Here is a 14,233-nt window from a genome sequence, read left to right as displayed (position 1 = left end):
GTATGCACATCCTTAGCAGCCTTCGGGAACAGTTTGGTCGATTACCGCTTTCAAAGCGGATGGTCCTGATTCTGGTCATAATCCTGTCCGCGGCGCTGCTAATCGCTGGAACCCTAATGATTGGGATTCTGCAACGACACCTAGTTGACCAGATTGATCGGCAGTTGGAGAGCAGCGCCGAGCAGCTAGCAAATCAGTTGAGCGACTATGAACGCCCTTCCGGACAGAGTGTTTTCCCAACCGACTACTACATTCGGATCGACTCGATTGGGTATCTTGGCGGCGGAGGGGAGGTTCTGAGCCAGATCACCGAGGCGAGAGCCGGCCGACCCACCATAGACGTGTCAACGGAATACCTGGAGCAGGTTCATCTGCTGGGAGCGGCGACACATCCGGTAACCGTGAGTTCGTCGGTTCCAGGAGCGACCTGGCGTGCGATCAGTATCCCCTTCGATATGAGTGGAAACATCGCGGGAGTGATTACCCTCGCCCTTCCCCTGGTCGGTGTAACCGAGACTCTGGCGACGACAGCGTTTTCGTTCTTACTTGCCAGCGCCGTGCTGGTCGGAACGGCCTGGATAGTCGGGCACTATCTGGTCCGCAGATCGCTACAACCACTAAGCGATATCGAGACCGTGGCCGGGGCCATTGCTGCCGGTGATCTCTCGAAACGTATACCAAACGCACCGCTTTCAACGGAGGTCGGATCACTCTCCGCTTCCCTCAACTCGATGCTGGTGCAGATCGAACGTTCATTCGCTGCAAGTGAGGTCTCGGAACAAAAGACTCGGCGATTCGTTTCGGACGCCTCCCACGAACTTCGTACCCCACTCGCTGCGATTCGCGGATACGCAGAGCTCTACCAAATGGGCGGGGTTAGTGACGACGAGATTGCCGACGTCATGACACGAATCCAAGCCGAGAGCACCCGAATGGGAACCCTGGTCGAGGACCTGTTGACACTGGCGCGACTGGATGAGAAGCCTGCGCTACGGCTAGAAGCCCTCGATCTGGTTGAGATGACGAAGCAGGTCAAGTCAGACCTTCACGCCATGGACCCAAAACGCACTATCCGCCTGGTGGCATCGCACGGACAACGCATCCCCTCTTCCCTGGTTGTTCAAGCCGATTCGGGTCAGATAACCCAGGTATTCCTAAATCTCGCAGGGAACATCAATCGTTATACTCCCCCCGGTTCACCCGTCGAAATCGCACTTGGAACTACCCCAGGTCGCGCACTGGTCGAGTTCCGCGACCACGGGCCCGGAATCCCGCAAGAGGACAGAGGCAGAGTCTTCGAGCGCTTCTATCGCACGGGTAAATCACGATCAAGAGAGCTCGGTGGTTCCGGCCTTGGCCTATCTATCGTGGACTCGATCGTTGAGGCGCACGGGGGTGAAGTGTCGCTGTGGGAAACTGACCCACACGGCCTGACAGTCCGGGTGGTGCTACCAATTTCCGGCCCCGAACAGGCAGAACCTGGGATTTAGCGTAGGCGCTCAGCTGAATACTGACCCATACGGCCTGACCCCAATCGCCGGGGCGCGCCAACCGATTTTAGTCCCGAACAGACGAAACCCGAGATTTAGCGTAAGAAATCACCCGGATACCAACCATCCAGGGATGACCAATGAGACGAACCAGAATACGATAGAGCGTTGCGGCCTGCGCTTCCCATCGTGCGGGCTAAAAAGGCGATGATTGATCATGAATATGTCAGGCGTGGCGGTGGTCCCAGAGTGGATCTATAGCGCACTCGACTCGGCGTTGGTGGCGATCGGAGCGACCGCCGATGTCAAGTCACGTCGGGCGGCGATTGACCGCCTCATAAGCGCGTGGAACATGTCCGGCCGCTCTTTCCATAACGCTCGATACCTAAGCTCTGTACTAGAGCAGTTGGATAGCCTTGATGCTGCCGCAACCGATCCTGAGATTCTGCGAGTTGCGTTCGCATATCGCGGAGCGGAGCATGAGGTCGGCTGGGAAGATGCCGGCATGGATGACTCACCTAGTTCGATTCCTCAGATATGTAAAGCCGACGACCTACTAGGACTGGGCGTACCACGACAAACCGTTGAGCGGGTCAAGGACCTAGCGAAACAGCTCGGTCGTCACTCGCCAAAGCCGGACGACCTAGATGCAAAGATCATCATTGATGCGGACTTGGCGATTTTGGCCTCACCGCCGCAGCTGTACCGCAAGCTTCTGGAGGGTCTGCGCGGCGAGGTGCCGTTTATGGACTCAGAGGACTTCCTTCGGCGACGTCGCCGCGCTATAAAGCGCCTTCTCGCACGTCAGCATGTGTTCTTCTCTCCGGTCGGAAGACGGTGGGACACAGTCGCCAGGGAGAACCTTGAGGCGGAGCTCAACTCAATCGAGGCGCGACTTTCCAGCGACGATGACGACAGCGAACCGCTACCCGCGGACGAGGAACAGTCGGACACCGTCGTAATCCGCCATTCCCTTCGGTCACCGGCCAGGGTCGTGCCGACAGAAGAAGAGCTAGCGGGCGCAAGCGAGAGCAGTCTGGAATCCGCAGACCCGGGAAAAGACGGAGTGGACCGCGAGGAGGAGGGCGACCGACCGGACAGGCCAGGTCGCCAAGACGCGGTGAACTACGAGGAAGAGGATGACCAGCAGAACCAGCCAGATCGCGAAGACGATCTGGCGAGCACCTCGACGCTGGAGCTTCTCCCCGACATCTTCGACTCGATCCGCCACCACAAGGACTAGGCGCCGCAGTAACTACCGCTTACCCGACACCCTCCGCTCGATCTACCACCCATCGGAACCAGACCACTCTTCGATCCACGACCACCAGCGTTGAGCGCCGCGTTGGCGCGGCCACATTAACGGAGCTACTTAGTCCGTCGTTCGACACGGAAGGACAACGTTGATCCGCCAGAGCACGTCTGACTCCCGATCCCGACAGTCAAAAGCTGACACTATCTCGCGTTGGATTCGATCCACAGACGGTGTCCCACAGGCACCGTTCCCCTCTGGAAAAGCTTCATAGTTGCAATACGTAAACGCCGGAACAGAACCAAATTGGAGGAAAGACAATGACCGTATACCAGGTGGATTCGGAACAACTGGCCATAGCTTCAGGGAACGTAGTGCAGAGCGCGGAGGCTATTCGAGGATCAGTGGCGGGGATGATGACACAGCTTCAAGCTCTCGAAGGAAGCTGGGTTGGGACGGCTTCAAACTCCTTTCAGGAGCTAATCTCCAGGTGGCACACAACGCAGCTACAGGTGGAGGACTCCCTTACCGCGATATCGAGCGCACTAACGCAGGCGTCCTCCTCGTACGCGGAGGCCGAGGGAGCAAATACGGCAATGTTCACGGGATAGTCGCCCGGAACGTGACAACGACCCTCGGAATGCAGAGCGAATCAATACTCACGGAATAGCCCACCGGACCCCTCCTCATACGGTTTGTAGCCAGACAAGAATCTGCCCGACGGAGAATCCAGCCGAAAACTGTTTATCAGACCCAAATTTCTTGAGTGGCGTCGGACGGGCGGCCAGAATCCGGGGTCTCAACGACGGTTTGGGCGTCGAGACCCCGGATTGTGGCAACCAAGCCCTAAACTCCTGCATTTCAGCGAGACCCACACGATCGCAGCCAGCCTGGGCCATGACAACCGAACGCTAACTACTGCATTGCAAGTGAAACCCGCACGATCGCAGCCAGCCTGGGCAACAGCAACCGAACGCTAACTCCTGCATTGTGACAACATGCAGGGGTTAGCGAGCAAGACAAAGGGTGGGGACCCCCGGATAAACCGGTCGGGCACCCACCCTTTGCTTGGGACCAATTGTCCCTTTTGTCTCTTGGGCTAGGTATCGGCCTAGTACATGCCACCCATGTCGTCGCCACCTGGCATTGCCGGAGCCGGAGGCTCAGGCTTATCAGCGATAACGGCTTCGGTAGTCAGGAACATCGACGCAATCGAGGCAGCGTTCTGCAGCGCGGAACGGGTTACCTTGACCGGGTCGGCAACGCCCTGCTCAAGCAGCTTGCCGTACTCGCCGGTTGCGACGTTGAGGCCCTCACCGTCAGGCAGGTTCGAGACGCGCTCGACAACCACGCCACCCTCAAGACCAGCGTTCCGCGCAATCTGACGAAGCGGCTCAGCAACGGCCACCTTGACGATCGCAACGCCGGTTGCCTCGTCACCCTCAAGCTTTACCTTGGGCAGTGCGCGGGCAGCAGCCTCAATAAGAGCAACGCCACCACCGGCGACGATGCCCTCTTCAGACGCGGCGCGAGCGTTACGAATCGCGTCCTCAATACGGTGCTTGCGCTCCTTCAGTTCAACCTCAGTTGCAGCACCGGACTTGATGATCGCGACGCCACCGGCCAGTTTCGCCAGGCGCTCGTTCAGCTTCTCTTTGTCGTAGTCAGAATCCGAGTTCTCGATCTCAGCACGGATCTGCTTGATGCGTGCGTCAAGGGATTCCTTGTCGCCAGCACCGTCAACGATGGTGGTCTCATCCTTGGTAACAACGACCTTACGGGCGCTGCCAAGGGAGTCGAGATCAGCGGTCTCAAGAGAAAGGCCAACGGTCTCAGAAATAACCTGAGCACCGGTCAGGATCGCGATATCCTGCAGCATCGCCTTGCGACGGTCACCAAAGCCAGGAGCCTTGACAGCGACGGACTTGAAGATGCCACGAATCTTGTTGACGACCAGGGTTGCCAGGGCCTCACCCTCGACATCCTCAGCGATGATCAGCAGCGGCTTGCTTGTGTTCATAACCTTCTCAAGCAGCGGCAGCAGATCCTTGATCGAGGAGATCTTACCCTCAACCAGCAGGATGTAGGGGTCCTCAAGAACCGCTTCCTGACGCTCGGTGTCAGTCACGAAGTATGCGGACAGGTAACCCTTGTCAAAGCGCATACCCTCGGTGGTCTCGAGTGTGGTGTCGAAGGAGTTAGTCTCCTCGACGGTCACAACGCCCTCGGCGCCAACCTTCTCAAATGCCTCTGAGATAAGCTTTCCGATTTCCTCATCATTCGCGGAAATCGAAGCTGTCGCAGCGATCTGGTCAGCGGTCTCGATGGGGGTCGAAGATGCGTGAAGCTCGGCAACAATCGCGTCAACCGCAGCCTCGATGCCTCGCTTGATCGCCAGCGGGTTTGCGCCCGCGGCAACGTTACGAAGACCCTCGTTAACCAGCGCCTGCGCCAGAACGGTTGCCGTAGTGGTGCCGTCGCCAGCAACGTCATCAGTCTTCTTGGCAACTTCCTTGACCAGTTCTGCACCGATGCGCTCGTAAGGATCCTCTAGGTCAATCTCCTTAGCGACGGAGACGCCATCCTTCGTGATTGTGGGTGCGCCCCACTTCTTGTCGATAACTACGTTACGACCGCGCGGACCCAGGGTGACCTTCACCGTGTCAGCCAACTGGTTCAGGCCGCGCTCCATGCCACGACGAGCTTCCTCGTCATATGCAATGATCTTTGCCATTTGATCTATTCCTTCCGCTTCTTGCGGTCAGGGCTCACGGTGCCCGCGACGGACGAATCTTACGCGCAGGGCTTTCCAGCGCTCCGACTCTCACCAATGAACCGGGTTTCTTTCACTCGACCGGGTCGAGTGCTAACACCAAGTTTGGCACTCTCGATGTTCGAGTGCAAGACGAGGAAAGATCACACCCGCGCCACACTCCGCCCAGAAGCGACCAGGCTAACCGGCTGTCGCGAGAATAACGACAATATCGAGCTCTCCTGTTACCGCGGCATCCTCCAGGACCGTCGGAATTCCTAGGACCTCTGCGACTTTGGCAGCGGTTGGTTGCAAACTCGCATCCCTGAAGTAGACGGCGCTCTGAGTCCAGCCAGCGTCAGCGGCGTTGTCAGCCCAAGCATTGGTAAACCCGGCCTCAGCCAGCCGCACCTGATTTTGAGCGGCGAACCCCTCTACACCCGAAGCGTTGAGAACTGCGATGGAGGCTTCCATATTGGCCGCGACTTCGGCCGGTTTCTCCTCAGCAGGCTTTTCTTCCTCCGCCTCTTCGGCCTCGGCTGGATTATCCGGGGCGCCTGTTGGGCCATCCTCCGGTAGCGGCGCAATCGGATTTGTGGATTGACTCGATTGTTCTTGCTCGGACTGCCCGGCGACGGGTGGAACCTCAATATCGGTTCCGCGTCCCTTGATCAGTTCGGTCGCCCCCCATGCCAGTAGGGGAACGATAATGAGGACCAGCAAGAACGGCAAGACAGTCTGCCACGGCGACTGCTGCTTGCGGTGGACCCCAACCGGGGCATCGTCGGGCAAATCGTCGAACTCGTCGTAAGGGTATTGAGCACTCACGTGGACAGCCTACCGCGTAGAGACCAAAGGACCGATTATCCCACGGCGGTTAGTACGCTTAGAGCATGCCTACTGCAACGTTGCCCCCACTTTCAGAAGTCATCGATCCAGGCTGGGCGCGTGCCCTGGAACCCGTCGAACCTCAGATCCGAAAGATGGGACAGATGCTCCGCGAGGAAAACGCCGCAGGAAAAAGATTCCTTCCTGCGGCCCGAAATATCCTAAGAGCCTTCAGTTACCCGTTTGACCAGGTCAAGGTACTGATTGTCGGGCAGGATCCGTACCCAACTCCAGGTCATGCCGTCGGCCTATCATTCTCGGTTGCCCCCGGCGTCGATCTTCCGGCGTCGCTGCGCAACATCTATCAGGAGCTGGGGGAAGACCTCGGCTGTCCGCCTCCGCCCAACGGTGATCTCACCGGCTGGGCCGAGCAGGGAGTCTGCCTACTAAACAGGGTTCTCACCGTCTCACCCGGCGCTCCGGCTTCGCACCGCGGACGCGGTTGGGAACAAGTGACCCAGCAGGCGATTGATGCCCTTGTCGCCAGGGACGAGCCCCTTGTCGCGATTCTTTGGGGCCGTGACGCAGCGGGGCTAAAACCTCTGCTCGGTTCGACCCCGGTCATTGAGTCTCCTCACCCGTCGCCGTTGTCGGCCTATCGGGGCTTCTTTGGGTCGCGTCCATTCTCAAGAGCAAACCAACTTCTGGAAGCGCAGGGAAGCGCGCCAGTCAACTGGTGCCTGTGACGTCAGAGTCACGCAACCCAACTCGCACAGCGTGACTGAAGGGTCTGGACTGCGGCTGCGGCAATCTCGGAGTCACCCGACCCAACCCGCACAACATGGCACCTATCTGGCAGGCCAATGTTCGCGACTTTGACTCAGATCGAGTGATCGAGTTCCTGGCCATTCGGTTCGCTGAACTCATCCAACTCATCGAATTCACCCGGTTCGTCTGACTCGTCGATCAAATCGGCGTACCCAGACAGGACCTCATCACCGGGTCCAGAGATCAGCACTGCCTCGTCCCTCTTCGCGGGAAGAACGCTCTTCAAGTAGGACTGGATAACCTCGGGCATCGGCACATCCCGGTTTTGGTTCTGCGAAAGATACCAACGATGCTCCAAAAGTTCGTGGAATACCTGCGCCGCCTCAAGCTTGGAACTCAGTTCTGGTGGAATGGACTGCATCACCGGTTCAAACACATCGTTCATCCAGCGGTGCGCCACCTGCTCACGGCTGAGGTGACCGAGGTCGTTTACCGCCCGATATGTCTCTAGATCCTCAAGCATTCTGCGGGCCTGTAACTCTTGCGCATCTATGCCAGTTAGCCGCATCAGCTGGCGATGATAGTGTCCAGCATCGACGACCTTGGGTTGAATAACCATCCGATCGCCCTCAGGTTCGGAGGTGATGCTGAGTTCACCAACGCTAAAACCGAGTTCGGCGAGCCGATCAATTCTCTCTTGAACTTTCCAGCGTTCGTCTGCGCCAATGCGCTCCGGACCCGTCAGTTCGTTCCACAACTCGTTATATCGGCGAACCAGTCGATCACCGATATGAATGACATCCTCGTCCTCATCCAGAAACTCGCCCGCCTGCAAGTCCATGAGCTCGCCGATGATGTTGGTTCGCGCCAAATCTAGATCATATTCTCGCTGCCCATCGGTGAGCTTCGTCTGCATGTCTCCTGTCTCCGCATCAACCAAGTAGGCGGAGAACGCTCCCGCGTCACGGCGGAACAGGGTGTTCGAGAGCGACACGTCACCCCAGTAGAAGCCCAACAGGTGCAATCGAACCAAAAGAACTGCGAGAGCATCAAGTAGCCGATTGACAGTTTCGGGGGTCACATGACGACTAAACAGCGCGCGATAAGGTAGCGAGAACTGAAGATGTTCGGTGACAAGGACCGCATTCAACTCCTCGCCATGAGCATCGTGGCGTCCCGTGATCACAGCGGTGGGATGGACCGACGGTGCATCAATCCTTGCAAGGTCCCGGAGCAGTTCATATTCCCGGTAAGCCACAGTCTCACCGATCTCTTTTACGGCGATAACTCGACCCGCCAAATTGACGAAGCGCACCACATGCCTTGAGATGCCTCGGGGCAACGCGGCCAGGATGTCCTCCGGCCACTCTTCCAGCGGTACTTCCCATGGCAGGTCGAGGAGCGCTGGATCAACGCCAACGGCAGTAATTTGTAGCGACTGCGACACAGTTTCTCCTCAAAAGAGCTCAAATACGAGTGTTGGGTGGCACCCGTAGGTACCACCCAACCACATCACAGGCCAGGCCTGATAACTCCCGAGAACTTAGGAGGGAAGACGCTCACCGGTTGCCTCGGAGAAGACGTGCTCCTGGCCCTCGATAATCTCAACATGCATAACGGAGCCGGCCGACGGGGCGCTGTTCGGAGCGACACGCACGACAAACTGCTGCGAAGGCACACCAGCAACAGCATCCTTGTCGTCGACACCTAGCAGGTGTCCGTAGACGTAGGCGTCAGAGCCGAGTTCCTCAACCAGGTCTACCCCAATCGGGATGGTGTACTTGGCATCCTCAGCAGCACGCTTCAGACCCTCTGGACGGAAGCCGATTACAATCTTGCCGTCATCCTCAGGGGTGAGCGCATCAAGAGTGGCGCGGCTCAGCGGAACCTTAGCGCCCGCAAGAACCGCAGCGTCTCCGTCAACGGTGAAGGTCGCCAGGTTCATGGCCGGCGATCCGATGAAGCCCGCGACAAACTTGTTAGCTGGCTCTTCGTACATATCACGCGGGGTACCGACCTGCTGCAGAATACCGTCTTTCATGACAGCAATACGATCACCCATGGTCAGAGCCTCAGTCTGGTCGTGAGTGACGTAGACGGTGGTTACACCGAGTGAACGCTGTAGCGAGGCAATTTGCGTACGGGTCTGAACGCGGAGCTTCGCGTCCAGGTTCGACAGCGGCTCATCCATGAGGAATACCTGTGGCTTACGAACGATGGCTCGACCCATCGCGACACGCTGCCTCTGCCCACCAGACAGAGCCTTAGGCTTGCGATCAAGGTAGGGCTCAAGGTCAAGAATCTTGGCCGCCTCAAGGACGCGCTCGTTGATCTCCGCCTTCGGACGACCAGCAATCTTCAGGGCGAAGCCCATGTTGTCACGCACGGTCATGTGCGGGTACAGCGCGTAGTTCTGGAAAACCATCGCAATATCGCGGTTCTTTGGCTGAACGTTGGTGACGTCGCGGTCACCGATAAGAATGCGACCCGAGTTAACATCTTCAAGGCCTGCAAGCATACGAAGCGAGGTGGATTTACCACAACCGGAAGGACCAACCAGAACCAGGAACTCTCCGTCCCCAACTTCCAGGTTTAGCTTGTCAACAGCCGGGTGATCCGAACCCGGGTAGATTCGGGTAGCGTTGTCAAAAGTTACACTTGCCATTTTATTTTCCTCCACCGGCAGGTACGTGCCGGACGATCCGTTGTAGAGATTGATTTTGAACGACACCGCTGCCGCCCAGGCCCAGCCTGTTCTTCTCTGAACCCTTGGGAAGCCTAACACGGCTCAGAGTCAATGGAACCCTAGACTTATGGAATGAGACCTGAAACCTCCACTCCACCGCCCCCGAGTTCATCGGGTGGATGGGTTGGCGGTTATCACCTGATTGAACCAATTGGCTCAGGAGGGTCTGGAACCGTGTGGCGGGCAACGGATGAGGGGGGTGCCACGGTGGCACTGAAACTACTTCACCCCTCCCTCGCCCACACAGATGCAGCCAGGCGAAGGCTACTGCGCGAAACCCGCCTAGTGAACAGCGTCAAAGGGGACGGAGTCGCTCGCGTGCTCGACATTGAGATCGATGCCTTCAGCCCTTTCGTTGTCACGGAACTGATCGAAGGGCCGACCCTTGAAGCGTCGGTGAAGGGTGAGGGCACTGAGAACCAGGGTAAGGGCGACCCATTCGACGCCGAAGAACTCGCGGCCCTGGCCGCCAATCTGGCGGGAATTATCGACCGCATTCACTCGGCGGGAATCGCTCATCGCGACCTAAAGCCCTCGAACATTATCCTCAGCGACGACGGTCCGGTGCTCATTGACTTCGGGATCGCGCAGGGCGAGGGAGACGCCCGACTAACCACCACTGGCGGACTACAGGGAACGCCGGGCTACGTCTCACCGGAGCTGCTACGCGCGTCGGACCCTGACGCCGAGAACTGGAAACGCGGGGATTGGTTTGGCTGGGCCGCCGTGCTCTGTTTTGCTGCGACGGGACGACATCCATTTGGCTCAGGAAACACCGAAGCGGTTCTGCACCGCGTCTTTACGGGCGAGGTTGACGTCGAAGGGCTCCCCCTGCGCCTCGGCGCCATATTCGCGCGCGCTTTGGGACCCGACAGTGGGAACCGGCCTACCCCGGAGGAGCTCATTGCCGAACTGGATAGCAACCCTTGGGATGAGGGAAGCCAGACTACGCTCCTCACCGGCGGAGGCGAGCCTTTCGGCGAAACTCAAGTGCTCGGTTCGCAGCCCACTCAAGTTCCAGACCTGACACTCCCGGTCTCCATCCCAGCACACTGGCGAACTACCAGCACGCCGGTGGCCCAGGTCAGCCCAACATCTCCCGACCGCGCTTCCCTCCCCTGGCAAACTCCTGGGACCCGACCGGCTCAAGCGGACCAATTCCCGACCTCAGGGCCCCAGACACAGCCTTCGTACCGGGGTCAGCCCTCCTTCCAGGACTCGATCCCGCAGTCCTCGTACGAGGGCGCCGCAGATCCAGGACTCTCAGGGGCCGAGTTCTCGTGGCTTCAGAACATGCAGTACCGCCATCCACGCCCAAAGTCTGCACCTCTGCTCTCTGCTTTGTTACTGGGCCTGTTTGCCTGGGTGGGCGCGTTAGCAGGGTCTGGATGGCTGGCGCTTCCCCTCGTGCTGCTTCTCGTCGGTGCGATGGCAGGACGGGTCGAGGAGGGGATTGCGCAGCGACGGGAAACGCATGGAGGACCGCGCCCCTCGGACCCGACAGTCGCGGCAGCCGCCTCCCCCTGGTACTTACTACTGTCCGTCGCAACGTTGGTTCCGGGAGTAGCCGCCGGAGTCCTCGCTTTCCTGCTGAGCGGATCGGTTGGAGAGGTGATTGTTCAGGCTGCGGCCAGAACGCCGGTAGACGGACTCAGCTTCTGGCGATGGGCCTCCGGCGCCCTCGAATCGCAAAGACCGGATCTGCTTGTGCTTGGCGTGGCAACCTGGCTCGGCGTGATCGTAGCGTGGGCAGTGCCCTGGTCGCAGTGGGCAAGGATGGGTCTTTCTCGCTGGTTCACATTCGCTGCGCCGGGTCGCATCGCAAGGGGAATCTGGGGATTGGGGATGCTTGCCCTCGTCCTAGTGTTGATGAGCGTCGCGGTCGTCGGTGGCCCAAGGTAGCCGCGAAAGCGTGATGATTGCCCCGTTCAAGAACTGGCACCTCGACGGTAAAGTGGAGCGAGTACAGGCGCCCTTTGCTGATAAGCAGCGACTGATAGGAAGCTAATGGCTAAGAAGAAGACTCAGGCCCAGTCCACCGACGTCCGCAAGAAAGCGCAGGAAATGCGCGAGGCACAGCGCAAGTCGGAGATCCGTACACGCAACATAATCATCGGGGTTGTTTCCCTGCTCGTAGTCGCGATCGTTGTAGCGATCGTCATGATTATCGTGAATCGACCCGGCGCGGGGGACAACGCCGAAGGCTTGCCAGAACAGTTCCGAAACGGTGAACCAATCGTCGTGAGTGCCGAGGGCGTTCGCGCTGGAACGACTGAGCAAGTTGACGGCCAACTTGAGTTCTATTTTGACTACACCTGCGGTGGCTGCGTTGCGCTTGATTCCGCCGTTGGTCCTGACCTGTTCGCAGCAACGAGTGCTGGTGATCTGACGCTGTCCCTGCGGACCGTAATGACGCACAATGCACCCTTCAACCTGGCGGCGACCGCGGCCGCGGTCCAGGTTGCAGCCAACGACCCGACGAACTTCGAGGCATTGCACCAGGCGCTGGTCGACTTCTCGTATAAGTCGATGGTTGACCAGGACACAACCGTTCTGAACAACCTTGAGAACTCAAAGACGAAGGTGGCGGAGATCGCCGCGCAGGTCGGGGTTCCACAAGCAGTCATCGATAGTTTCGACACGGACGCTGCACAGGCGTACCTCGATGCAAGTTCGACTGCGTGGAGGGCCAGCACGGCGGAGGGGCGAACAAGCCTTACCTCGCCTGAGATGGTTTACAACAAGGTCCGTCTGACTCCTGCGGGCGAGACTGGGGCGGATATTTACCAGTCGATCCTGAGTCAGATCAAGGAGATTTCGGAGAGCTAGCCTCTGCTAGGCCTTGGCTTAGGAACATCTGCCAGAGTGGCCCGTACGTCCGAAGCTCATCAGGGCTTTTCCGTCGCGCCGACGCCACTCTGGCAGATACACCCGGTTCGGACGGTGACAGTCAGGGAAGGTCCACCCCGCCGCAGTCCAACGGGTCGTTTTGACGGGACCGTGCCTTATTAGGGATGATTGTTCCCGCGCCGCTTTAGCTCAGTTGGTAGAGCAGCTGTCTTGTAAACAGCAGGTCATCGGTTCGAGTCCGATAAGCGGCTCCGCAAACAGGCTCTGACCTGGGACTCCGGTTCTGGGTCAGAGCCTTTTTGTGCCCAAAATAGCCCCCACTTTCATTTCGACACCTCTGTCCACAGGGCACCCAAGGCTGCTCTTGTGACTGTCGGTCATCTGTGGGAGGGTTACTCACACCCGATGCCGTCGCCGTCCCGGTCCAGGTGCGTTCCGTAGCCCGGGCTGCCCGCATAAACGGGAGCGGCACCAGCGGCTCGAGCAGCACTGCAGTTCTTGTAGTAGACGTTTTCGGTCGCCTGCTGCTCTGCAACTCTGACTGCTTCTGCTTCCGCTGCAACCCTTGCTGCCTCCTGCTCAGCAGCTACGCGAGCTGCCTCTTCTTCCGCAGCCACACGCGCTGCTTCTGCTTCCGCTGAAGCTCTGGCGGCTTCTTCCTCAGCCTTCTTCTGAGCTTCCGCTTCTGCTTCTCGTTTAGCAGCCTCCGCAGCGGACTGAGCCTCTTCTTCCGCGACGTCACTATCAGCGAACCGGTGGATCGTACTGCTCTGCTGCGTGGCTGGCTCAACCAACTCGTCTTCGTCCGTGCACCCCGCGACCAACGACGAGATCAGGAATAGAGGAATTACAGAAAGAATGAGTTTACGCTTCATTGCGCCCCCTTTGACATATCTCAGTATGTGGCGGCGCTATGCGGATTTCAATTTGAGAACCTCTAGAGCTTTCTTCCGCAGCGACTCCATGCCGATCGCGGCCTCGTCCTGCGCGAGCACGAGGTCCGCAAACAACACGTCCACGATCACTTGGTCCCTATCCATGCCCCAGCATGCCGCAAGCGACACGGTCGCGGGAGGGTCGAGGGGCAACCTGTGGATAAATGAGCCTACTTCCCCCTACTTTCCCCACATTCAAACGCAACGACTGCGACCCGATGAGACACGACCAAGACACGGAACCGGCGGCCATCTGCGCAGCGAGACAGGGTGAAACACAACAGGGAAGTGTGTGGCGTCCGGTTTGGTACCAGCAGGTCATCGGTTCGAGTCCGATAAGCGGCTCCAAGGTTCCAGTAGTCCCGCACAGGCTGATTCTAGCCAATCGTCTAGCCATGCGAAACATTTTCACGCCGCGTAGCGCCCGCGCGCCAGCACGCGCCGATAAGCTCTCACTGTCTCCATCAGGATCTCTCACTAGCCGCATCGGGATATCGAGCAGATTCCCTCCAGCTCACAAGCTGCCAAAGTCTCGCAACGTTGTAGGCAACAGCTCCCACTCCCAGAAGTTCTCGGTCTGGAGGGAAATCAAGTCTAGGTGGGTCGTATCCA

12 protein-coding genes and 1 tRNA gene are annotated in these 14,233 nt (G+C 58.6%); 7 read left to right on the top strand and 6 right to left on the bottom strand.

Going from position 1 to position 14,233, the window contains the following annotated elements:
• The first annotated feature begins 2 nt into the window (after positions 1-2).
• The 3 genes from U6G28_05330 to U6G28_05320 all read left to right on the top strand — a co-directional run bounded on the left by U6G28_05330 (position 3) and on the right by U6G28_05320 (position 3,353).
• The gene (locus U6G28_05330; protein WRS31105.1) at positions 3-1,490 is read left to right on the top strand and encodes a HAMP domain-containing sensor histidine kinase; all 1,488 of its coding nucleotides are present in this window, start codon (positions 3-5) and stop codon (positions 1,488-1,490) included.
• A gap of 217 nt (positions 1,491-1,707) precedes the next feature.
• On the top strand, positions 1,708-2,733 hold the full coding sequence (locus U6G28_05325; protein WRS31104.1) for a hypothetical protein: 1,026 nt from the start codon (positions 1,708-1,710) through the stop codon (positions 2,731-2,733).
• 329 nt (positions 2,734-3,062) lie between these two features.
• Positions 3,063-3,353, top strand: a complete 291-nt coding sequence (locus U6G28_05320; protein ID WRS31103.1) for a WXG100 family type VII secretion target — start codon at positions 3,063-3,065, stop codon at positions 3,351-3,353.
• Positions 3,354-3,853: 500 nt separating this feature from the next.
• On the opposite strand, the gene groL is transcribed toward U6G28_05320, so the two are convergent.
• Both groL and U6G28_05310 read right to left on the bottom strand, forming a co-directional pair.
• The gene (gene groL / locus U6G28_05315) at positions 3,854-5,476 is read right to left on the bottom strand and encodes a chaperonin GroEL (protein WRS31102.1); all 1,623 of its coding nucleotides are present in this window, start codon (positions 5,474-5,476) and stop codon (positions 3,854-3,856) included.
• Between the two features lie 219 nt (positions 5,477-5,695).
• A complete protein-coding gene (locus tag U6G28_05310) occupies positions 5,696-6,322 on the bottom strand; it encodes a LytR C-terminal domain-containing protein (protein ID WRS31101.1) in 627 nt (208 codons plus the stop codon).
• 65 nt (positions 6,323-6,387) lie between these two features.
• Here U6G28_05310 and U6G28_05305 point away from each other — a divergent pair, with 65 nt between their 5' ends.
• Entirely contained in the window at positions 6,388-7,068 is a 681-nt protein-coding gene (locus U6G28_05305) for a uracil-DNA glycosylase (GenBank protein ID WRS31100.1), read from the top strand.
• A 134-nt stretch (positions 7,069-7,202) separates the two neighbouring features.
• Here U6G28_05305 and U6G28_05300 read toward each other — a convergent pair whose 3' ends face one another.
• Together U6G28_05300 and ugpC are read right to left on the bottom strand one after the other, a co-directional pair.
• On the bottom strand, positions 7,203-8,537 hold the full coding sequence (locus U6G28_05300) for a DUF4032 domain-containing protein (protein ID WRS31099.1): 1,335 nt from the start codon (positions 8,535-8,537) through the stop codon (positions 7,203-7,205).
• A gap of 96 nt (positions 8,538-8,633) precedes the next feature.
• Entirely contained in the window at positions 8,634-9,755 is a 1,122-nt protein-coding gene (gene ugpC / locus U6G28_05295) for a sn-glycerol-3-phosphate ABC transporter ATP-binding protein UgpC (protein ID WRS31098.1), read from the bottom strand.
• Between the two features lie 153 nt (positions 9,756-9,908).
• Here ugpC and U6G28_05290 point away from each other — a divergent pair, with 153 nt between their 5' ends.
• The 3 genes from U6G28_05290 to U6G28_05280 all read left to right on the top strand — a co-directional run bounded on the left by U6G28_05290 (position 9,909) and on the right by U6G28_05280 (position 12,937).
• Entirely contained in the window at positions 9,909-11,738 is a 1,830-nt protein-coding gene (locus U6G28_05290; GenBank protein WRS31097.1) for a serine/threonine-protein kinase, read from the top strand.
• 105 nt (positions 11,739-11,843) lie between these two features.
• Entirely contained in the window at positions 11,844-12,665 is an 822-nt protein-coding gene (locus U6G28_05285) for a hypothetical protein (GenBank protein WRS31096.1), read from the top strand.
• Positions 12,666-12,864: 199 nt separating this feature from the next.
• Positions 12,865-12,937: transfer RNA gene (locus U6G28_05280), tRNA-Thr, on the top strand.
• A gap of 141 nt (positions 12,938-13,078) precedes the next feature.
• Here U6G28_05280 and U6G28_05275 read toward each other — a convergent pair.
• Together U6G28_05275 and U6G28_05270 are read right to left on the bottom strand one after the other, a co-directional pair.
• Positions 13,079-13,561 carry an excalibur calcium-binding domain-containing protein gene (locus U6G28_05275; protein WRS31095.1) on the bottom strand — a complete coding sequence of 161 codons (483 nt, stop codon included), beginning with the start codon at positions 13,559-13,561 and terminating at the stop codon, positions 13,079-13,081.
• A 36-nt stretch (positions 13,562-13,597) separates the two neighbouring features.
• A complete protein-coding gene (locus tag U6G28_05270) occupies positions 13,598-13,726 on the bottom strand; it encodes a hypothetical protein (GenBank protein ID WRS31094.1) in 129 nt (42 codons plus the stop codon).
• Positions 13,727-14,233: the final 507 nt, after the last annotated feature.

It is taken from the genome of Actinomycetaceae bacterium MB13-C1-2 (genome assembly GCA_035621235.1).
Classification (GTDB): domain Bacteria; phylum Actinomycetota; class Actinomycetes; order Actinomycetales; family Actinomycetaceae; genus Scrofimicrobium.
The sequence above is the reverse complement of the archived record's forward strand: the minus strand, read 5'-3'. Positions and strand labels throughout refer to the sequence as shown.